The 21958-nt window shown below is 61.2% G+C and carries 16 protein-coding genes; 4 read left to right on the top strand and 12 right to left on the bottom strand.

The genetic code is table 11. The annotated features are described in order from the left end of the window. Window positions 1-51: 51 nt before the first annotated feature. Window positions 52-1974, bottom strand: a complete 1923-nt coding sequence (locus M2367_RS15805; protein ID WP_259237232.1) for an EAL domain-containing protein — start codon at window positions 1972-1974, stop codon at window positions 52-54. Window positions 1975-2467: 493 nt separating this feature from the next. Here M2367_RS15805 and M2367_RS15800 point away from each other — a divergent pair, with 493 nt between their 5' ends. Further along, the gene (locus M2367_RS15800; protein WP_259237231.1) at window positions 2468-3991 is read left to right on the top strand and encodes an EAL domain-containing protein; all 1524 of its coding nucleotides are present in this window, start codon (window positions 2468-2470) and stop codon (window positions 3989-3991) included. Between the two features lie 126 nt (window positions 3992-4117). Here M2367_RS15800 and M2367_RS15795 read toward each other — a convergent pair whose 3' ends face one another. From M2367_RS15795 to M2367_RS15785, 3 genes are all read right to left on the bottom strand, one after another. Then, window positions 4118-5128: a sensor domain-containing diguanylate cyclase gene (locus tag M2367_RS15795; protein ID WP_259237229.1), complete on the bottom strand. Its 1011-nt coding sequence runs from the start codon at window positions 5126-5128 to the stop codon at window positions 4118-4120. Window positions 5129-5472: 344 nt separating this feature from the next. Then, on the bottom strand, window positions 5473-6186 hold the full coding sequence (locus M2367_RS15790; RefSeq protein WP_042044366.1) for an SIMPL domain-containing protein: 714 nt from the start codon (window positions 6184-6186) through the stop codon (window positions 5473-5475). Window positions 6187-6371: 185 nt separating this feature from the next. Beyond that, entirely contained in the window at window positions 6372-7331 is a 960-nt protein-coding gene (locus tag M2367_RS15785) for an AraC family transcriptional regulator (RefSeq protein ID WP_259237228.1), read from the bottom strand. 75 nt (window positions 7332-7406) lie between these two features. Here M2367_RS15785 and M2367_RS15780 point away from each other — a divergent pair, with 75 nt between their 5' ends. Further along, the gene (locus M2367_RS15780; RefSeq protein ID WP_259237227.1) at window positions 7407-7805 is read left to right on the top strand and encodes a VOC family protein; all 399 of its coding nucleotides are present in this window, start codon (window positions 7407-7409) and stop codon (window positions 7803-7805) included. A gap of 267 nt (window positions 7806-8072) precedes the next feature. Here M2367_RS15780 and M2367_RS15775 read toward each other — a convergent pair whose 3' ends face one another. The 5 genes from M2367_RS15775 to recC all read right to left on the bottom strand — a co-directional run bounded on the left by M2367_RS15775 (window position 8073) and on the right by recC (window position 18981). Next, window positions 8073-8552 (bottom strand): N-acetyltransferase, encoded by a 480-nt coding sequence (locus tag M2367_RS15775; RefSeq protein WP_259237226.1) that lies wholly within the window; start codon window positions 8550-8552, stop codon window positions 8073-8075. 410 nt (window positions 8553-8962) lie between these two features. Continuing rightward, window positions 8963-9796, bottom strand: coding sequence for a tetratricopeptide repeat protein (locus tag M2367_RS15770; protein WP_259237225.1), 834 nt, complete (start codon window positions 9794-9796; stop codon window positions 8963-8965). A gap of 52 nt (window positions 9797-9848) precedes the next feature. Next, window positions 9849-11888, bottom strand: coding sequence for an exodeoxyribonuclease V subunit alpha (gene recD / locus M2367_RS15765; protein ID WP_259237224.1), 2040 nt, complete (start codon window positions 11886-11888; stop codon window positions 9849-9851). Window positions 11889-11896: 8 nt separating this feature from the next. Then, window positions 11897-15517 carry an exodeoxyribonuclease V subunit beta gene (recB, locus tag M2367_RS15760; protein WP_259237223.1) on the bottom strand — a complete coding sequence of 1207 codons (3621 nt, stop codon included), beginning with the start codon at window positions 15515-15517 and terminating at the stop codon, window positions 11897-11899. Beyond that, window positions 15517-18981 carry an exodeoxyribonuclease V subunit gamma gene (recC, locus tag M2367_RS15755; protein WP_259237222.1) on the bottom strand — a complete coding sequence of 1155 codons (3465 nt, stop codon included), beginning with the start codon at window positions 18979-18981 and terminating at the stop codon, window positions 15517-15519. The genes recB and recC overlap by 1 nt, the downstream gene beginning before the upstream one ends. On the opposite strand from recC, the gene M2367_RS15750 reads away from it, so the two are divergent. Continuing rightward, the gene (locus M2367_RS15750; RefSeq protein ID WP_157014129.1) at window positions 18980-19213 is read left to right on the top strand and encodes a hypothetical protein; all 234 of its coding nucleotides are present in this window, start codon (window positions 18980-18982) and stop codon (window positions 19211-19213) included. The genes recC and M2367_RS15750 overlap by 2 nt on opposite strands. A 12-nt stretch (window positions 19214-19225) precedes the next feature. Here M2367_RS15750 and M2367_RS15745 read toward each other — a convergent pair whose 3' ends face one another. From M2367_RS15745 to M2367_RS15735, 3 genes are all read right to left on the bottom strand, one after another. Next, window positions 19226-19618, bottom strand: a complete 393-nt coding sequence (locus M2367_RS15745) for a DoxX family protein (protein ID WP_259237221.1) — start codon at window positions 19616-19618, stop codon at window positions 19226-19228. Between the two features lie 85 nt (window positions 19619-19703). Beyond that, window positions 19704-20390, bottom strand: coding sequence for a pirin family protein (locus tag M2367_RS15740; protein WP_042044372.1), 687 nt, complete (start codon window positions 20388-20390; stop codon window positions 19704-19706). 29 nt (window positions 20391-20419) lie between these two features. Beyond that, the gene (locus M2367_RS15735) at window positions 20420-20752 is read right to left on the bottom strand and encodes a hypothetical protein (RefSeq protein WP_042044373.1); all 333 of its coding nucleotides are present in this window, start codon (window positions 20750-20752) and stop codon (window positions 20420-20422) included. 257 nt (window positions 20753-21009) lie between these two features. Between M2367_RS15735 and M2367_RS15730 the strand changes: the two genes are divergently transcribed. Further along, entirely contained in the window at window positions 21010-21909 is a 900-nt protein-coding gene (locus tag M2367_RS15730; protein ID WP_259237220.1) for a LysR family transcriptional regulator, read from the top strand. Window positions 21910-21958: the final 49 nt, after the last annotated feature.

The raw sequence follows: 21958 nt of genomic DNA, 5'->3' as shown, positions 1-21958 counted from the left end.
CTGTGTCACTGCTCATCGACCGGGATCCCCTAGGCGGGCTGACCCGGTGACTCAGGCCTGAGGCGAGGGGAGCGGCTCCGGCTCGGAGAACCAGGGCCCCTGACCACCATAGACCCCCAGGTGGCGCAGCATCTTCCACTCCTCCTGGCTCTCCACCCCGACGGCGATGACCCGCGCCTGGGTGTTGGCACAGCCCCCCACCAGGCTGCGTACCGCCATCTGATTGACCTGACGGCTCTGGATCTCCCGCACCAGACTGGGGTGCAGGCGCAGGAAGCTAATCTCGAACTCCTTGATGTACTGGGTGCTCACCACGTCCTGACCCGCATGATCGATGGCCAACTGGCAGCCCAACATGCGCAGAGATCGCAGCGGCCGCTTGAGGGCCTCATAATGGCGGGTCACCTGGGCCTCGGAGAACTGCAACACCAGCCGCTCATTGGTGCTGCGCGGCAATTGGAACAGGGCGAAGAAGAGCCAGCGCTGGAATTCGCGATTGAGCATGCTCTGGGCGCACAGACTGAGGGTCATCGGCGGGCTCGCCTCGCCACCGGCTCGCAGCAGCAGCAAGGTCTGCTCCGCCACCAGCCGATCCAGGGGCAGCAACAACCCGGTCTTCTCGGCCATGGGAATGTAGACACCGGCCTGCAGTGTGCGGCCTTGCTCATCCTGGATCCGGGTCAGTATCTCTTGTTGCAGCACCAGGGCGCCACGATCCTGCTGCACCGACTGGCGATAGAAGTCGATGCCCCCCTCTTCCAGTCTGCGGCTGAGCAGGGTACGCCAGCGTACCGTGCCCTTGCTGCTCGGCTCGAGATCCAGCTGTTTCTCGTAGAGGAACCAGCCGCTGTGATCCTGGAGTCTGGCGCTCTTGAGGGCCAGCTCGGCCTCTTCCTGAACCTTGAGCAGGGAGTCGCTGGCCTGATAGCAGACCGCACCGATGAAGACGGCCGTTTCCGGGTTGACCTGCGCGGGCCAGTGCAACCGTTGCAGGCTCTTGAGCAACTGACTGGCCCCGTCCACCATCTCGTTTTCGGCCATGTTGGGCAGCAGTACCGCAAAGACCTGACCGGCGTAGCGGGCCTGCAAGGCACCATTGTGCTTGCGCACGAAGGTGGCGATGGAGCCGCTCGTCTCCTGCAGCAGCTCCCGCACCTGATGAGCCTGCTCCTCGATGTCCAGCTCTTCCAGGCAGGCCAGTTCGATGAGCAGCATGCCGCCGCTCATCACGTTCGCCTCCATGATGGCGCTCTCCAACCTGTTGTCGAAGAAGAGTCGGTTACCGATGCCGATGTCCTTGTCGACAAAGGCATTGCTGCGAATGAAGTTATCGAAGCGGCTGCGCTCCTTGCGGGCATCGGTCAGCTCGGCGATCAGCTTGTCGAGAGCGTTGCTGGCCGAAACGGGCCACTCCTCGGCCGGATCATGGGCCAGCTTGGCCAGCTTGCCATCGAGGATCAGCTGACCCCGCAGGGCCAGCAGCTCGGCGCCCCGCAGTTGCAGACGCAGCCAGCGGATCGAGTACCAGAGCCCGAACACCACTATCAATATGCCAAGGGAGATGCCGGACATGGCCTGCATCGAGTACTCGAACTCTTTGAAGGGGCGTTCCAGTTTAAAGTCGGCGACCAGACCCGGCTGGCGGTCAAGCTGCCGGCGGTAGGGGATCAACAGACTCTCGTCTTCCTGAAACTGCACGTCGCGAAACCAGTAGATACGCTGCTTTCCCTGGCGTACCTCCAGCTCGACCACCCGTGCCGAGCGCAGCAGGGTCGGCAGCCAGCGGGTGAGATCCTGATGGTCGTCGGCCACCTCCAGCTGCTTGTCGATCACCTCGACCAGGGCATTGATCTTGTTCTCCTGCATCTCAAACCCGAGCTGGCGAAAGCTGAATACCCCGCCCAGCAGCACCATGGTCATGGCCGCTATTACGCACAAGGTGATGAAGGAGACGAGTTGTGTCGTGAGTTTCATGGGCCTTCCGTTGCACCAACGTCCGTGTGGACTCATGGTAACAGCCGGATCCGAGCCCGCCTATGGACGAGGATCCCACTGCTGAGATTAAGGGCGCGAGCATAATCAATAGCGTCGCCAATACCAAGGTGATTCGGGAAGGTAAAAATGAGGGGGAGCAGAAAGAAAAGTGGTCCCGCAGAGGGGACCAAAACACTCATATCAAAACTAACACTCTGTGCTACTGACAAAACATACAGATACAGGAGTATTGAACACACGGTGAGTCAAACCGCAGGGCTACTCTACCGAGTTCGGATAAGCTGGACAATTGTCATTTCTGACAGGTCATCGATTGAATCTTGTGCTAGCGTAGATAAAAACTCAACTATTATCAGCAAGTTACTTTCTTAGTTTGAAAACGCAAACTGCGTCACTCAAATTGATACAGCTAATCGCTATGCTGTTCAAAACTCAATCGAGCCTGACGGTTCGACAATGGCAAGGGTTACTCATGTCTCGACTCACCTCTTTGTGGATTAGCCTGGGGTTGTTGTGTGCCCCTGCTCTGCTGCTATTGCTGCTCAGTCCGCTACTGACCGGCCCGATCACCCATCAGCTGCTCAAGGCCAAGGAGCGAGAGCTGCTCGCCTATCAGGAGGAGCTGAATAAAGTACTCGAACACGGCATAGAGAGCCAATTGGCCCACTTCAAGTTCGACTGTGGCGCAGAAGACATGGCGCTGCTGCGCGCCCCAAACTATTACAGTCGCCTTATCCGCCTCGCGGGGCTTCAGTCCGCAGATGGCAAGAGCTGTTCGACTCTTGGTGCGGGACTCCCCCAGCTGACAGGCATCGAAGGCAAGCCACTGCCCTCAGGCTTCGGGCTCACCGCCACCGAAAGTGTATTTGGCACAGAGCAAGAGTTGATGGTCTACGTCAAACGCTCAGGCAACCTGGCCTATTGGGTGCTCAGCAACAGCTGGACCCATGAACTGCTACGCACCCCTTGCGAGGCGTGTTTCTATCTGGAATTAACCCATCATGACCCGGCCCTGGCTCACCTCTATTTCCCGCGAGGCAACGCCGACATCATGAGTCAGCCCCATGCAATCAAGCTCAGCCACCTGTATGAACGCCAACAGGTGCAACAGACCCTGTGGGCTGGCACGGCCCTGCGTCAGCATGCAGCCGAGCGAATCCGTCATATCGGACTGCTCATTACCCTTCCCCTGGGTCTGCTGCTGGCCGCGGGTTACTGGTTGCTGCGCAACTACCGCAACTCCCTGGACGGCCTGCTCAAGCTGGGTCTGCAACGGGGGGAGTTTCTGCCCTTCTACCAACCCATTGTCGACAGCCGCACCCATGAGGTCGTCGGCCATGAGGCCCTGATCCGCTGGCGACGGGGCGGAGATTTCATCTCCCCTGGTGCCTTCATCGATTATGCGGAGCGTCAGGGGCTGATCATCCCCATGACGGAGCAGCTGGTCCGCCAGGTGGTGGCAGATCTCAAGCAACTGGCCGCCCCCCAATGGGTCAGTGTCAATCTGGTCGCAGCCCACGTCGAGCGCCCCTATCTGCAAGAGCTGCTGACCCGCTTGCACTGGCCGGATCCCGACCGGCTCACCTTCGAGTTGACCGAGCGTATCCCCATCTCGGACATGAAGACCGCGGCCCGCGAGATGGCCAATCTTGGCCTGCGAGGCTACCACTTCAAGATCGATGATTTTGGTACCGGCTACGGCGGCTTCTCCTATCTGCAGCGGCTCGGCATCAGCCGCATAAAAATAGACAAGATGTTTATCGACACCATAGGCACCCAGGATCTGAAACGTAACGTGCTCGATGCCATCATCGCCTTCGGCCATAAATCCCGAATGGAGATGATAGCGGAAGGGGTCGAGAGCCAGGCCCAGCTGGACTATCTCGCCGAACGGGGCGTCTATCTGATCCAGGGCTATGTGTTCGCCAGGCCCATGGCCTTGATGGATATCATCCATTGGCGCCCGCCGGTCAAGGTGTCCCGCCCCGCAGAGTAGAAGAGGTTAAACGCGAGACAACAGGCTTTAACCTGTCGCCAAAGAACGCACCTTGGCGCACGCTTTCACAACAGAGCGGGCGGCATGGCTGCCGCGGTCAGATATGGGCATGAGAGTCTGGGGGCACTACTCGCTGATCAGGTTCTTGCCGAGCCGCTTGGCCCGATAGAGGGCGCCATCAGCCCGATTGAGCAACTGATGGGAACCCTCTCCTGGCAAGTATTCCGCCAGGCCGAAACTGAGGGTGATGGGCAGCGGCGTCTGTAGCCCCACCTCGGCAATGTGAGCCCGGATCTTCTCGGCAACCCGGTGCGCATCCTGTAATGAGGTGCTCGGCAAGATCAGGATGAACTCATCCCCTCCCCAGCGCGCCAGGGTGTCTATCTCCCGCAACTGGTGTTTTACCTGATTCGCCAGCTCGACCAGGGTCTGATCTCCGGCGCAATGGCCATACAAGTCATTGATCTGTTTGAACTCATCGATATCGAGCGTCACTATGCTCAAGGCATGGTTGAAGCGTTTGGCCCGTTCACATTCGTGGCGCAGGGTCTGCTCCAGTCGATAGCGATTGGCGACCTGGGTCAGGGAGTCCGTCTCGGCCAGGCGCCGATTCTCCTCCACCTGGCGGTGCAACTCCTCGTTGGTGTGGCGCAACTCCTGAGTACACTCGTCCACCAGCAGCGCGAGGGACTTGTTGGTTGATACCAGGGTCTCAAAATAGAGTTTCTTGTCATGAATATCGCGGTGCGCCCCTATCATGCGGGCCGGGGCGCCATCAGGCAGGCGAGTGACAATATGGGCGCAATCCTCTATCCAGAGATAATCCCCGCCACTGGTGCGGCAGCGGTACTCGATGCGATAGCAGGATGAACGTCCGCTCAGATAGTCATCGAAGTGGAGCATGACCCGGGTCAGATCCTCGGGGTGGATCAGGGACTCCCAGGTCAATACGTCATTGTCCAGACTGTGGGGTTCATAGCCCAGCATCCGGTACCAACCCGAGTTGCGATAGACATAGCCTGTGTCTATGTGCCAATCCCAGATGCCATCACTGACCAGATCGATGATGGCTTGCACCACATCGTCCGTCACATCAGGCAGTTGTTGGTACTGCTGTCGATAGCTGTCCTCATTCATGATGCCATCCTTGCTCACACTCATGGGGCCACTTAGTGGGATCAAGTGTAGGGGCATCAGGGTGAAAAATACCTGCGCTGGCGCCCCGAATACTCAAAATCACACTTTTTGGGGACGGTGTGATTCGAACGGCACAGCGCGTGGAAAGCGGCTTCCCGGCCATCGACAGCGGGATGCGAGCCGCGATATGACGCAGGACAGACAACTGGCGTCATGATGACTCCCGGCGCTCGCCATGGCCATGCATCCACTGAATCAATTCAAGACTTCAACCCCATGCTTCAAGCCAGGGCGTCGGCTAGTCGAACATGAGCCAGCCACGGCTGGCTGGCGCCGGGCCGGGATCAGTCAGAGAGGTAGTATTCGACCGTCGAGACCACTCGCACCTTCTTGATATAGGGGGTGCTGGAGTCACGATTCTCCACGGTGAACTGGCCCTGATTGGCGGTACGGATCTTGCCGAGCCGGCTGTCGGAGTCCTTGGCAAACTTGTCGGCGACTTCCCGTGCCGAACGAGTCGCCTCCTCCACCATCAGTGGCTTGAGTTCGTTGAGCTTGGTGAAGATAAACTCGGTCTGCTGGTAATCCTGCCCCCCGAAGACGATGCCCTGCTGACCCAGCTCGGCGATGCCGTTCATCAATTGACGAACGCGTTCCACCTGAGCGGATCGCACCGTGATGGTCTGGGCCGCGGTGTAACGGAAGGCGCCCGACTCGGCGCCACCATAGGGCTGAGCCAGCTTGTCGGTGACCGCGGGGGGCGCAATCAGTATCTCCTCCTCCGCCACCCCGTTGAGCTTGAGGTAGGCCAGCACGGCGGCGGCGCTCTTGCCCATCTCACTATAAAGCGCAGGCAACTCGTTGCTGGCCCCGGAGAAGCGGATCGGCCAGACCACGATATCGGCCTGCACCTCTTTCTCCGACAAGCCCTTCACCGACACCCGCCGCTCAAGTTCCTTGGCCTTGAGCAGACTGTTGCCACCTATCCAGGCCATGCCAAGCAGCCCGACCAGCAGCAGGCTGCCGAGGGCGAGGGAAGATTTCACGCTCTGTTCCATAACAAACTCCGCATCAGTGGTACCCAGAGGCACCTGACTCTATCTGGGGCATATCCAGCAGTTGTATCAGAGACGGCGCCAATGACCAGTCCCCAACGCGAAAGCGGGTCGGCTCGCGGCCAGAAAGGAGTCATACGCGACGCCTTGTGGCGCCTGTCTATGGCATCCGACATCTCAAAGAGAGCTTAGGATGCTGACCGGGCCTTGAATCCGGGGTGATGCAACCGGCGATAGTGGCTCGGGGCCAGCCCGTGCTGGCGCTTGAAGGCGGTGGAGAAGTGGTATTCGTTCTTGAAGCCGCATTGGGCGGCCAGCAGCTTCACCGAGTCGGCCCGGCTCGCCAGCAGAAGCGCCGCCCGCTGCAAGCGCAGCCGTTGCAGCAGTGCCATGGGGGCCAGCGCGAAGTGCTGCTGACTGAGCCGATGGAGCTGGCGCTCCGAGAGATGCAGGGCGGCGGCCATGCGGGCGATGTCCCAGCACTCGGTCAGGGAATCTTTGAGCATCAATTCGAGGCGCAGGGCCAGCCGCTCGCCGCGACTCTGCCCCTCCCCCTTTTGCAGCAGGCGGCGCAGGTAGAAACCGAGCTGCTCCACCAGCAGCGCGCTGAGCAGCGGGTCCTGATGGCGCTCCTGCTCCGCATAGAGGTTCTCCAGGGTGCGCAGCAGGGTCCCCTGCTGGGAGGTGCACCCCAGACGAGGGCGGCTGGCGAAGGCATCCCAGGGGGAGTCCTTGTGCAGCAGCAGCCACACCAGATCCCAGTCGCCCTTTGCCGTCGGCTGTTGCTGCTCCGGCGCTGGCAACTGCGTCTCTGCTAGCCCCGTCTCCGCTAACTGCATCTCTGGCAACTGCGTCTCTGGCAACCGATAGCAGAGCGGCTCCCCCGCCGGGATCAGGGCCCACTCCCCGACCGGCAGCCGCGCGAAGCCATCCCCCAACCGCACCTCCCCCTCGCCCCCCAGGGTGAGCAGGAAGCAGTGCACCTCCCCCAGGCGGCGCTCGATGCGATAGCGGGTACGCAGGCGGGAGTAGCCCGCCAGCCAGACCCGCTCCTGGCCGAGGGCGGGCAGCAGGCTGTCGCAGCAGATCTGCTCGCGGCAGTCCGGGGAGACATCGATGAGATCGGGGTTGGCAGTGTCAGACATCATCAGGACGGGCTCAGCCATGTCGAAGGATTAGGCCAGAGCATAACATCAAGGGCATGGAGTCACAGGAGACAAGCCATGCACATACATCACGTCGCCATCTGGGCACAGGATCTGGAGGCACTCAAGGCATTCTACTGCACCCTGTTTGGCGGGCAGGCCAATGAGCGCTACCACAACCCGACCAAACAGTTCTCGTCCTACTTCGTGCGCTTCGAGGGGGGCGCCAGTCTGGAGCTGATGCACAGCCCCACCCTGCTCCCGGCGGATCTCGGCCTGCCGCATCCACTGCAAGGGCTGGCCCATCTTGCCTTCTCCCTCGGCAGCGTGGAGGCGGTGGATCAGATGACGGCCCGCCTCAAACTGCTGAAAAGCGCCGAGGTCAAACACCTGGACGGCCCCCGCTGGACCGGCGACGGCTATTACGAGAGCACCTTCCTCGATCCCGAAGGCAACCGGCTGGAGTTGACCATCTAGCCGAGGGGCGAGCCCCTATCACCCTCTCGCAGGTTCGTCGTAGGTTCGATTAGCGAAGCGTAATCGGACGGCGGTAACGTTATTTCCCCCTTCTCCCGCTTAATTAAAAAAGAGGAGATGTAGTGGGGTAAGGGGGTGGCGGCTCCCTTCTCCCCTTGCGGGAGAAGGGCTGGGGATGAGGGGCGGTAATATCATTTCCGTAGCAAACGAACACCCAATAAGTGGTGCAATGCTTCGCTTATTGCACCCTACCGCTAGGGGTTATTGTTAGACAACCAGTCCAAGTCGATAAAAATCCGTCTCTGCGTGTTTGGGATTGGGACGGAGGAACTGCCAGCCAAAGCGTCGGTAGTGATTGAGAGCCCGTTGATTGGTGCGGCTAACCGACAGTAGCGCCCATCTGCAACCCGCGCTTAACAACTGGTGACGGATATACGCCTGCAATTCTGCCGCCAGGCCGGTGCCACGATACTCGGGGAACAGATAGATAAGCTGCACATAGCCGGTCTCTGGCTCATCGGAAAAGCTGCGAAATTCCAGCTGCCCCACCAGTTGTTCACCCGCCCAGACATGGAGGTAGTGCCATTGCGCTTGCCCCAGCCTTTCGCGGATCCGCTCCCGATAGCCGCAGATAAAGTCGGCAAAGCCATTATGGGTATGAAAGCTGCAAAAATAGGCATCCCTGCGCGCCAACACACAGTGTTCATAATCCCGATCCAGATCGATGGTGTTAAATTCGAGTCGCAATCAATAACGTCCTGTCGTGGTAGGGTGTAATAAGCGAAGCGCATTACACCTTTTTGGCAGATAAATAGCAGCGGTGCAATTCACCTTGTTCATTGCACCCTACCCGATTGTACGAAGTGGGTATTCTACCAACCCGCAGCCCTCACCTGAGCGCCTATGTAGGGTGTAATAAGCGAAGCGCATTGCACCTTTTTGGCAGATAAATAGCAGCGGTGCAATTCACGTTGTTCATTGCACCCTACCCGATTGTTTATAAAGAATGAGGAGAAGGGTTGGGGATGAGGGGAAGGAAAAAATAGATTACGCGGTAAACGTTGGGCTTCGCTCAGCCACAACCTACACAATCGGTAGGTTGGTGCTAAGCCTGCGAAGCCCAACATACGAGATTAACGAAAGAAACACGTTCGTACTCAGTAACCGATATCAAATGGTGTAGGTTTTTTCGACACTCTAATAAAATCACCGTACGCATATACATTGTGGCCAAAACCACACTCTTTTCTGTCGGGATTTGTATCAACCTTCAGGATACCATTATCTTTATCTATAAATTTTATTGAAATCTCACAATTACCTTCTTCACCGGTAAGTTGTATCAACCCCTCATCGCCCTTCATAGTCACAATCTGAGAGATTTCCCCCATGTTAGGACCATAGGCCATCCCTCTTAACCCGAAGTAGAGCAGATTCAAGGATATCAAGTAGTCATTACCTTGCTTCTCTACAGAGGCTACATTCCAGCTTCCTAAACCAGCATATCGCCAATAGGTCCCCACCATATCAGGTCCAATGGAGACAGGCATGTCTTTAAGCAGACCGTAGTTGAATTTAGATTTTTTATCGTTCGGAGCCAATGACAACCATGCCAGCGCCTTAAGCTTATCCCCTTCTTTTATGTAAGAAAGCGCAACATTGTTATATGCAGTGATAATCGCAGCTTTATCTGGCTTGCCATTGATATATCCACACCCCTCACTTAACGATACTTGCTCAGTGAAGTGCTCTCTTGCTTCGGCATACTGCCCCGCCCTATATGATTCATTACCCTTTTTAATAATGGCAGGCAGTTTTGCACACATCTCTTTCTCGATATCATCGCCAGACTCTGTTGCATAGGAAAAGAATGGTACACCAACATAGGCGGCCAACATTATCGGCATTAGTATTAGTTTTATATTTATACGATTCACTATTATTAGTTCCTCAACGTTATCTGCTGACTCTGAGCTGCTCCGTTTATTCATAATATGCTCCTGTTACAGTCAGATAAAAATTACAGTTCATCATTCATTGTTGTTAGTTCCCCAACCGCTCCGCCAATCCGGAATAACGCTCGGTCTTTTTCCGCACCGCCTGTGCCAGCAGGGCGCGGTCGCCGTAGAGATCGAGGCGCGCCTTGGCGCGGGTGATGCCGGTATAGACCAGCTCGCGGGTCAGCAATGGGCTGGGGCTGTCGGGCAGCACCAGCACTGTGTGGGCAAACTCCGACCCCTGGGATTTGTGGATTGTCATGGCGTAGACGGTCTCGTGGGGGGGCAATCGGCTCGGCAGAAGCGCACGCAGGGAGCCGTCCGGCTGCTCGAACCACACCTTGAGGCGGCCGGTTTCATCGGGCAGGCAGAGCCCCATGTCGCCGTTGTAGAGGCCGATGCCGTGGTCGTTGCGCACCACCATCACGGGGCGGCCCGCATACCAGTCGCCATCCCGGGCGATCAGCCCGGCCCGAGACAGAGCCAGTTCGAGCCGCTCGTTAAGCCCCAGCACCCCGAAGGGGCCGTCCCGCAAGGCGCAGAGGATCTGGAAGCCGTTGAACGCCTTGAACACGGCGGACGCCTCTTCTCCCGCGCGGGCGGCCTTCAGATAGCTGCCGTAGCCGGCCACCCCCTGGGCAATCAGGGCCTCGTAGGCCTCTCCCGCCCAAGGGTGCAGGCTGATGTCCTTGAATCCCGCACTCCAGACCGATTCCACCGCGGCGGCATCGCCGTCGTTGCAGGCCCGCGCCAGCTGGCCTATGCCGGAGTGCTGATCGAAGCGCCAGCTCTTGGAAAGCAAACAGAGGCTGTCGCGCACAGGTGCACCGGCAGGCGAACCCTGCAGCCGGTAGCCGGTCTGGCGGGAGAGCCAATCCGCCTGAGCGGGGCTGATGCCTTGTTCGATAAAGCTGCAGATATCCCCGAGCACGGCCCCCGCCTCCACCGAGGCGAGCTGATCCTTGTCGCCGAGCAGGATGAGGCGGGCGTGGCTCGGCAGCGCATCGAGCAGGCGTGCCATCATGGGCAGGTCGACCATGGAGGCTTCATCCACCACCAGCAAGTCGAGGTGCAGCGGGTTGCCCGCGTGGTGGCGGAACTGGCTGCGCCCCGGGATCACCCCGAGCAGCCGGTGCAAGGTGCCCGCTTCGGTGGGGATGGCCTGGGCCCACTCCGGGGGCAAGTCCAGTGCCTGCAGGGCGGAGCCTATGCTCTCGGTGAGGCGCGCCGCCGCCTTGCCGGTGGGGGCCACCAGCCGGATCGCCGGTGCCTTGCCTGCTTGCAGGCCTGTCTCCACCAGGATGGCCAGGAGCTTGGCCACAGTGGTGGTCTTGCCGGTGCCGGGGCCGCCGGAGATGACCGCAAAGGGGCGCGCCGCCGCGGTGGCCGCCGCCAGCTTCTGGCCGTTGCAGCAGAGCGCCTCGGGCACCAGCGCATCCAGCTTGCTCAAGTCACTCGCCGCCTGGGCGCTCCCCAGCAGCGCCTCTATGGCGGGCCAATCCACCTCGTGCGGGAAGACCAGATCCAGATACTTCTCGACGAAGTGGCGGGCCGAGAAATCGGGGGCGAGGCGGGCTTTGAGCAGCGCCCCGAACACCAGACCGTGGTCGCGGGCAAAGAGGCGCGACAGGGCCGGGGCTATCTCCGGCCATTCTGCGCGTTCACTTAAGGCGCGCAGATGACGGGCCACCCCCAGCTCAAAATCGTGGTAGCGGGTGAGGTAGAGGCGCCCGTGCCAGAGCCGCAGCGGCCAGCGGGGGGCGTTGCCCTCATCCTGTTCGGTGCCAACCAGGGGGCTTGCCGCAAAGAGGGCGGGCCAGCTCGCAGGATCCGCCAGATCCCCCAGCAGATCCCGGCTCTGATCCGGATCCAGCCCGAAGGGGCGCAGGGATCCGGCAGCGAGCATGTCAAGCGGCAGGCAGACATGGCCGCGCCCCAGCTCGAAGCAGGCGAGCGCGGCCCCCAGCACCAGCTCGGGGCCGCCGCCCAGATCGGCCACCAGTTTGGCAAATTGCAGATCCAGCTGGCGGATACGCCCCCCTAGCGCCAAGGCTTTCAGCCGTTCGATCATACCGTCGCTCTTCATCTCGCCCCTCATGCCTCTGCCTTGTTTGGTTTTTCTAAACGATGATCGTCAGGCATCACACCTTTACTAAACAACTTGTCCAGCCCCAACACCAGTTCACGGCTCGGGCGGGTATGGAATACCCCGCCTCGCGGCATGCCGCGCAGGAACAGATAGAAGACCCCGCCAAAGTGCTGGTCAAAGTCGTAGCCCGGTAGGCGCAGGCTGAGCAGCCGATGCAGCGCCAGGGAATAGAGCTGGTATTGCAGGTCGTAGCGATGATCACACATGGCCCGCTCCAGGGCCGGACGGCTGTAATCGGCGGGGCTCATGCCGAGGTGGTTGGATTTGTAGTCGAGCAGATACCAGCGCCCCTGCCACTCGAACACCAGATCGATAAAGCCCTTGAGCATCCCCTGCACTGTGGCGAAGCCCAGCGGCTTGTTGCCCCGCGACAGGGGGTCGTGCTGCTGGCAGAGGGCGGTGAGCGCCGGTGCCGTCACCCGCCCCATGGGCAGGAAGAACTCTAGCTCCACCTGCTTGCGATCGGGGGCCAGATCCCGCAGCCGCACCGGCTCGTCAAAGCCGGTATCCAGCGGGGTATCGAGCACAGCCTCCACCTGCTGTTGCAGCACAGGTGCCCAATTCTCGTCGAAGCCATCCTGCGCCAGCAGGCTGGCGATATGCTGGGCCAGCGAGTCGCCTGCGGCACTTTGAAAGTCGATGGTCTCGAACAGGCTGTGCAGCAATGTGCCGGGGCACGCCCCTTTCGGGAAGGTGAAGATGGAGGGCTGGGGCGCTTCTTCCTGTTGTGCTGTAGACAGTTCAGCCGCCAGCGCGGCCGCCTCGGTCACTACCTCGTCATCGAAGCCGGGGTTCGCCAAGACCCCCTTGCCGTGGCCGTTCCCCTGGGCCGCCAGCCCGGAGTAGGAGCTGATCCACCAGTCCCGCTCAAGGGAGCCGGTAAAGTGGCGCACCTGGGGCTCGCCCAGCTGCTCCTCCTCTGGCGGCAACGGGGCCGGACGGGTGAGCGAGGGCTCACAGACCACCACCCCGGGCAGCGCCTGGGCAAGCTCGGTGAGGGCGGTCGCCAAGGTTTCGGCATCCCCCTCTTCCCCCTTTTGCAGCAGGTAGCCGATGGCGGTGTGGTGCAGCTCTGTCTTCTCCGACTTGCCGTTGCCCGAGCGCACCGGGGCCAGCCCCAGCCAGGTGGCGTAGACGCCCCGGGTCAGCGCCACGTAGAGCAGCCGCAAGTCTTCGGCGAGGCGCTCCTTGTCAGCTTCCGCCAAGGATCCCTCGGCGCCGGTCAGGTCGAGAATGGTGCGATTGCCCGCCTCATCCGCCTCGTGATAGAGCGGGGTCTCGGCGGTTCTGTGGCTGCAGATGAAGGGCAGGAACACCAGGGGGTACTCCAGCCCCTTGGATTTGTGGATGGTGACTATCTGCACCAGCTTGCGCTCGGATTCGAGCCGCAGTACCTGCTCAGCATCCTGGCCGCCCGGGCGGCTCACCGCCTCCCCCAGCCAGCGCAGCAGGGCATACTCCCCATCCAGCTCGCTGCTCGCCTGTTGCAGCAGCTCGCCGAGATGGAGGAAGTTGGTCAACCGCCGCTCGCCGTAGGGGCTCGCCAGCAGGGAGGAGGCGAGATTGCGCCTGTGCAGCAGGGCCCGCAGCATGGCCAGCACGCCGCGGCGATGCCAGATAGATCGGTACTCCATAAACTCCTGCACCGCGCTCTCCCAGGCCCGCTCGTCCGAGGCCAGCGCGTCGAGCGCTTTGGCATCCAGATCAAAGAGCCCGGTGGCCAGCGCCGCCCGCAGGCTGCGCTCTTCACTCGGGTTCTGGCAGGCGTGCAGAATAAGCAAAATCTCCCGCGCCTCCACCTGCTCCAGTACGCTCTCGCGGTTCGACAGATAGACAGAGGCGATGGCGAGGCGCGCCAGCTCCTGCTGCACCAGCTTGCCCTCGCTGCCGGTGCGCACCAGCACGGCGATATCCCCGGCCTTCACCGCCTTGTCACCTATCTGCGCCTTGCCCTCCCGGGCCAGGGTCAGCAGGCGGTGGATCTCGGCGGCGGTGGCGCGGGCCATCTTGCTCTGGTAATCCCCCCGGTTGAAGGTGGACTGGCCGGCCAGCTGCCAACAGTGGAGCACGGGTGCGGTAACGCCACCCAGCAGCAGCGCCTTGCTCTTGCCCTGGGCCTCCACCGGCAGGAAGGGGATATCCGCCTCGTAGATAAAGGGATCCCTGGCCCGCTCGAACAGGCCGTTGACCGCCCCCACCAGCGCACCGCTGGAGCGCCAGTTGCGCCCCAGGGTGTAGTGGGCGCTCACATTTCGCCGCGCCTGAATGTAGGTAAAGATGTCGGCGCCGCGAAAGCCGTAGATGGCCTGCTTGGGGTCACCGATCATCAAGAGCGCCGTGTCGCTATGGCCGCCGTAAAGCCGGTGGAAGATGCGGTACTGCTGGGGGTCTGTATCCTGAAATTCATCGATCATCGCCACTCTATAGGTGGCGCGAATGCGATCGCAGAGCCGCTCGCCAAGGCTGGAGCCGAGCGCCCCGTCGAGATCCTTGAGCAGGTCATCGAAGGAGAGCTGATGAGCCTGGCGCTTGCTCGCTTGCATCCGGCTGCGCACCACCTTGGCGGCCCGTTGCAGGATGAGGTCGCGAATACCGGGACGGCTCGCCAGCAGTTGGTCGATCTGACTGAATAGCGGCAGGGTCGGCACTGCCCCCCCCTTCTTGAGGTTCTCCTCCAGCACGCGTTGCCCGAAGCGCTCCAGCTCCTTGGGGATGGCGTAGCCGCTCCCCTCGTCCTGCGCCCAGTCGCCAATCTTGGCGAGCCAGCCTTCGTAGTTCTTGCCGGTGTAGCGGCTGATATGACCGTCGGTCTGGCGGCGGATCTCGTCCCCTTGCGCCAGCCACTCGCGCTTCACAGCCCCGATACGGGCCATGGCAGCCTGATGACGGGCGGCGAGGGTCTCATCCCCCAAGGCGGGGTGTATCTCCAGCTCGCTGTTGTCGAGCCAGCCGTTCATCTCCCGCAGCAGGGCGGCGGGGCTAGGCCAGAGCGCGCGCACCGAACCGGCGAGGGTTTTATCCACCGGATAGAACTCGGCGCGCCAGTAGTCGCTCACCGCCTGCAGCCTGAGCTGGCTGTCGTCGGTCAAAAACTCTGTCTCGAACAGGGCGCCCGACTCGAAGGCGTTTTGCTTCAGCATCCGCTGGCAGAAGCCGTGGATGGTAAAGACAGCCGCCTCGTCCATCTGCCGCTCGGCAGCCAGCAGGCGGCGGGCCGCCAGCTCGTGATCCTCCACCTCGATCAGCAACTGGGCCAGCAAGTCATCCTTGCTCTCACCCCGCATAAAGGCGAGGCGCGCCTCGTGGATGCGACCGCGGATCCGCCCGCGCAGCTCGGCGGTGGCGGCCTCGGTAAAGGTCACCACCAGGATTTCGGTCACCGAGAGCGGCCGCTCGTGGGCGCTGGATTGACCGGCATCGGCCCCCTCTTCGATCAGTGGGCCGTGGCCCAGCAGCAGGCGCAGGTAGAGACCGGCTATGGTGTAGGTCTTGCCGGTGCCGGCGGAGGCCTCGATCAGTCGTTCACCGTGGAGGGGAAAACGCAGGGTATTGAGCGGGTTAGCCATTATTTCAGCTCCTCCAGGGTCTTGAGCAGCGGGGTCAGGTGTTCCCGGGCCAGCGCCTGCAACTGGCTCAGCACGGCTTCATCCAGTTCGGGGAAGCAGCGGGCGACATAAGGATCTTGCCCCTCCCCCGTTACCATGTAGCCGCCGTTGAAGCGGGTGAGGGCCGCCTTGTCGGCCGCCTCCGGCTTGTCCGGATCCTTCTCGATCGCCCTGAGCCACTCCCAGGCGGTGTTGGGAAAGAAGGGTAGCGGCCGCTTCATCCCCTGGGCCCAGAGGGAGACCATGGCTGCCAGCCTGGGGCGCGCCTCCTCGGCCGGAAGAGCTGGCAGCCGCAGACTCTGCTTGCCATCGAACAGCAGGGTGTCGCCGGGGGCGCAGCTCAATGAGAGGCAGAGGTGCTGAACCCAGCCCAGCAGCAGATCCTTGCCGTTGAAGCTGCCGGGTTTGACCACCAGCAAGCGCCCCTTCTGGGTGTCTATCCACCCCTGCAGCTGGCCCTGGGTCAGGGAGATATCGATCTCCACCGCCCGTTTTTCTGCCTCATTGGCCGCAACCCAGGGTCTCAGCCGATCCGCCAGCTTGCCCATCTCGGCGTCCAGATCCTCCAGCAGCAGGCTGCCGAACCAGCCTTGGGGCAGCAGGCCGGTGAGCTGCAACCGCTCGCGGCGCACTGAGCTATCCCCCTGTGCCAGATGGGCATCGAGCAGCAGGGCCTTGAGCTGATAGTGCTGCAGGCCGTCCAGCTCGAACGGCTCGCTGTCTTCGATGTTGGCTTCATTCAGCTCGAACCACACCTTGAGGCGACGGTTGAGGAAATATTTGGTGGGCTGACGGTAGAAGCGCAGCAGCTCCGCCAGCTCCAGCCCCTGCTCCTTGCCCCATTCGGGGGGCAAAGGCAGCTCGCCGCTCTGGAAGTTGGCTGCGCCGCGCACCGGATTGAGGGCGGGCAGCCAGTCGGCGGCATAGGTGAAGAGGCGGGACTCTGCCTGTGGGTAGAAGTAGTTGCGGCTGTAGGGGGTGAGCGGATGCGGCACTATCAGGTGCTGAAGCAGCCGCTTGCCGGAGGCTTCGTCATCCAGGCTCTCATCCCCCGCCAGCACGAAGCCCTGCCGCACATAGTCGATCAGCTCCGCCAGCAGCACCGAGGGCACCTTGTCGCTGTTGTCCTGGGCGCTGAAGCCCTGATAGCTGATATAGAGCCCCTGCTGGGCGCTCAGCAGCGCCTCGAGGAAGAGGTAGCGGTCATCATCGCGGCGGGATCTGTCCCCGCGTCGCCCCGCCACCGCCATCAGATCGAACCCCATGGGGGCCAAAGTGCGCGGGTAGACGCCGTCGTTCATCCCGAGCAGGCAGACCTGCCTGAAGGGGATGGAGCGCATCGGCATCAGGGTGCAGAAGTTGACCTGACCGGCGAGGAAGCGCTGGCTGGAGCGAGACTCCCCCAGCACGCTGCCGAGATAATCCTGCAACAGGTCGGCGGTGATGGGCTGATCGAAGCGAGCCTCCCCGAGCTGGGTCTGCCAGTCGGCCAGCTGGCTGCGAATGAGCTGCAGCTGACGCTCTTCATCCTCGTCGGCCAGATAGAAGCGCTCCAGCAGCGCCAGCAGGCAGGCGTTCCACTCTGCCAGTGGCTGCGCCTGTTGCAGCCGGGGCAGGAATTCGGCCAGCGAATCGACGAACCAGGCGAGCTTGCCGAGCGCCAAGCCCTGCTGACCCTCGATCTCGGCGTAGGGCAATATGCTGGCCAAGGGGCCCTGCTGACCCCCTGTGTTGTCGGCACAGGGCAATATGCTGGCCAAGGGGCCCGAATGCCCCCCTGTGTTGTCGACACAGGGCAAGATGCCCGCCACCGGCTCGCCGTCGCCCATGGCAAAGCCGAGCAGCATGCGGCGCAGGCCGAACAGCCAGCTGTTGCCGGACATGGGCGGCAGATCGAAGCGGACGGGGTAGCCGTCATCCAGCCCCCAGCGGATGCCGGTCTCCTGCACCCAGACCCGCAGCTGGTTGAACTCGTCGTCATCCAGCTCGAAGCGGCGCAGCACGGCGGGCACCTCGAGAATGGCGAGCAGCTCGCCGGCACCGAGGCGGGCGTTTGGCAGGTGCAGCAGGGCGAGGAAGCTTTGCAGCAGCGGGCTCTCCTGGCTGGCGGCTCTATCCGATACAGCGAACGGGATCTGGCCACGGGCGCCAAACACCGCCTGAATATAAGGGCCGTAGCTGTTCACGTCCGGCATCATCACCACCACATCTTTCGGAGTGAGAGAGGGGTCCTGTTCGAACAACGCCAGCAGCCGGTCGTGCAGCACCTCGAGTTCGCGCATGGGGCCGTGGCAGGCATGGATCTGCAGGGATCCATCCGCCGGGCTGATGGGGCTCTTGTGATGGCTGCTGTCGAGGTCGAATTGACCGGCGCCCCGTTCTGCCAGCTCCAGCACATCCTTCTGGATGGCGCGCAGCAGGCTGACATTGCCCTGCTCATCCACCTCGTCGATATCGACGAAGGCTTCGATTTGCGGCACCTCCAGCTCCATCAGCTGATGCAGGTAGTCGCGCCCCAGCTTGCCCATGGAGGCGAGCAGCGGGTTGGCGGGCCCTTGCAGGGTCTCGATGTCGGTGCCGGGCTTGAGCCTGGTTTCGAGCCGCGCCAAGGTTTTTCTGTCCAGCAGATCCCCCCAGTAGTAGCGGCAGGGGTTGGTGACGAACAGGTGCACCTCCACCTCGGGTCGGCTGCCGAGGGCCAGCAGGGCCTCCACATAGCGCGGTGGCAGCGCCGAGATGCCGAACACGAAGACCCGCTGGGGCAGCTTGCCCGGCAATTCACGGGTGCGCGCCAGCTCGTGGATAAACTCCTCGTAGAGGTTGGCTCTGTGGTAGCCGCTGGGTGCGAGGGCCAGGGTGCGGGCCACCAGCTCGCGCCACAGTTCGGGCTGCCAATCCTGACCGCTCACCCCGGCCAGATCCTGACTACCTGTTCCGACAAGGCCCTCCCCCGCTTCCCAGCGGGCTATCCAGTCCGGCCGGTAGACCAGATACTGGTCGAACAGATCCGCCACCTTCTGGCAGAGCTGCCAGAGCCGCACTTGCTCGGGATCCTTGGCAGGATCCTGCTCATCCCCCCCCAGATAGGCGGCCAGGGGTGCAAAGGCGGGCCTGTCCAACAGGGCGGGCAAAATGGTCATCAGCTGCCAGCTCATGGAGCCCTTGTTGTAGGGGCTCTGGCGGGGCACATCCGCCAGCACCTGGGTGAACATCTCCCAGATGAAACTGGCGGGCAGCGGGAAGTCGATATTGGCGGCGATGCCGAAGGCCTTGGCCAGCTCCAGCTTGAGCCACTGGGCCATGCCGGGACTCTGCACCAGGATCTGCTCGTGCTCGAAGGGGTGAGAGAGGGGCGCCTGCCGGATATGGTTCACCAGCAACTCTTTGAGCAGATCCAGCTGATTGGAGTGGTAGAGGGTAAACATGGGCAAGTCCCGCCAATTAAAAAGAGGGGTGCGCGCAGGAAAAGATGAACAAATCCCGTCACTTCACCAGACATTGGATTGTCAGGGATCGGGGGGGAAGATGCAAAAGGCCCTTGTAGCAGCAGAGCGGGCCGCCATCACACTACCGACATTGGCGGTGGCAAATCACGGACACAAAAAAGCCGGCGCTGCTGCGCCGGCTAAAAACATGGGAACTTTATGGAAAATATGACGTATCAGGGTATTACCAGCACTTGCCCAAACGGCCATCCACACTGAAGGCACCGGCACCCGCTGCCGCCAGGACCAGGAAGCCACCAGCCACTGAAACGTTCTTCATAAACATCAACATCTGCATCTGCTCCGCAGGCTGGTAATGGAAGAGGAAGGCCGCCATCAGGGTAAAGCCGGCCATCAGCACGGCGATGCTACGGGTAAAGAGGCCCAGCATGATGGCGAGACCACCGCCCAGCTCCAGCAGGATCACCAGGGGCAGCAGGGCACCGGGCACTCCCATGGCCTCCATATAACCTTGGGTGCCAGCGTAGCCGCCGATCTTGCCCCAGCCTGCGACCACAAACATCAGGGCCAGCAGAATACGACCAACCAGCAGTGCCACATCTCTCATCTTGTCCATCTTCAGATTCCTTTGATTACCAATTCACAGTGTTAATAGTGTAAGACCGATTTACTAACTCATTCATTTCGCCGAGATTTATTTATCAAGGCAGATCAAACAACAGAGCCTCGCTCCCTTGGGAGGCGCTCAGTGTCCAGTTATCTTCATCACGACTGAGTACCCCGTCGCCAGGCTGGGCCGCCAGACCGTTTGCGGTCAAGCTCCCTGAAATCATATGCAGGTAACCATGACGCCCTTGCAATGCCCATTTGAGGGTCTCCCCTTCGGCGAGTTGCAGTCGCCATACCCGGGCCTGCTGGCGAATGCTGAAGGATCCGGCCTCGCCATCCGGCGATGCCACCAGCGTCATGCCTGGCTGGTTTTCTATCCGCTTCTGCTGATAACCGGGGGTCGTACCGAACTCGTTCGGCTCGATCCAGATCTGCAGCAGTTGCAGAGGTTCACTCTGAGAGGGGTTGTATTCGCTGTGGCGAATGCCTGAACCCGCACTCATCAACTGGAAATCCCCAGCCGGGATCTGCTCGGCATGACCCAGGCTGTCCCTGTGTTCTATGGTGCCCTTGAGCACACAGGTCAGGATCTCCATGTTGGCGTGAGGGTGGGTGGCGAAACCGCCACCCGCTGCCACCATGTCGTCGTTGATGACCCGCAAGGCTGAGTGCCCCATCCACTCCGGGTCGTAGTAGTGACCGAAGGAAAAACTGTGGTGAGTATCGAGCCAGCCAAAATTGGCGTGACCTCGATCTGCTGCGGCTCTCAATTGCATCATGGTGTGCTCCTTACGCTATAAAGCTGTGGTTAACGCTGGCGACCATCACCCAGACCGAAGGGGATCCGGTACTCACTGGACTCGTCACCCAGGCTCACCGTCAGGTTGCCCTGGGTGCGACTCGGCAGTTTGACCCGCTGGGTGCCCATCAGATCGGCATGGACAGAGGCCAGCAGATCGCCGGACTCGTCACGCACCTCCAGCATGGGGTTGGACTTGCCGTCGATGACAGCGCTGGCTTGCCAGTTGACGAGCAGGGAGCCCGGGGTGGCGCTGAAATCAGCTGGCACGCTGGCCTGGGCCAGACCGGAACTCATCAGGCCTGCAACGGCCAACATCTTGATTACGTTTTTCATGTTCAATTCTCTCTTGGATTTTTATGTCATTGATAGGCCGTCAGGCCTGGGCCAATGCCTCCATGCAAGAGACTACGTCAAATATTATGTTGTTCTTTTACTGAAAGCTGACCTCCTCATTTTGAAGGGGTCACAGCCTGGAACTGCACTTATTTGGCCACTGAGCCATCCTGCTCAAGCGATGATTGAATATTAAACCTGCATGGCTTAAGTTGTTAGCGAGATAATCTGGCGATCATATTCAAAATATTTGAAGGTTACCCATGAGCAAAGAGCGCGCACTGACCCTGGAAGCCATTCGGGTGCTGGATGCCATAGAGAGACGGGGCAGCTTCGCCGCCGCCGCGGAGGAGTTGGGCAAGGTGCCCTCGGCACTGAGCTACACGGTGCAAAAACTGGAAGATGAACTGGATGCCATGCTGTTTGACCGCAGCGGCCATAGAACCAAGTTCACTCCGGCCGGTCGCATGCTGCTCGAACAGGGTCGCTTGCTATTGCAAGCGGCCGAGCATCTGGTGGGGGAGACCCGTGCTCTGGCGCGGGGTTGGGAGACCGACATCACCATAGCCGTGGATGCCCTGGTACCGGTGCAGGCGCTCTATCCGCTGGTGGATCGACTGGCCGAGTTGACCGATACCCGCTTGCGACTGCGGGCCGAGGTCTTGGCGGGGAGTTGGGAGAGTCTGGAAGATGGCCGTGCCGATCTGCTTATCTCTTCCCTCAATCCCGATCTCATGCTGACCGGCATCAAACACCAACTGCTGCAGGAGGAGGTGATGCTCTACGTCGCCCATCCGGATCACCCGCTGCATCAGGAGCCGGAGCCCCTGGCGGACGAGACCCTGCGTCGCTACCGCGCCATCGCCATCGCCGACTCGGCGCGGCGCAAACCCGCCCTCACCTATCGCCTGCTCGACAAGCAACCCAGACTCACCGTCAGCACCATGGCCGAGAAGCGCGATGCCCTGTTGGCGGGGATCGGGGTCGGCACCATGCCGCTGAACTGGATCGAGGAGGACATCAAGGCGGGGCGCCTCAAGGTGATAGGCCCCGAGTATCGCCATCAGGTGCAGGTCGTGCTGGCTTGGCGGCGGGACAGCATGGGCAAGGCCAAGAGCTGGCTGGTGCGGGAGATCCCCAAGCTGTTTATGGCCAAGGCGTAATGCGTCACAACTTGACGCCAGGGGCAAATTAGGGGAAAAGAAAAAAGCG

This window comes from Aeromonas sp. BIGb0445 (assembly GCF_024809075.1).
Lineage (GTDB): Bacteria > Pseudomonadota > Gammaproteobacteria > Enterobacterales > Aeromonadaceae > Aeromonas > Aeromonas rivuli.
This window is presented reverse-complemented; position numbering and strand designations above follow the sequence as displayed.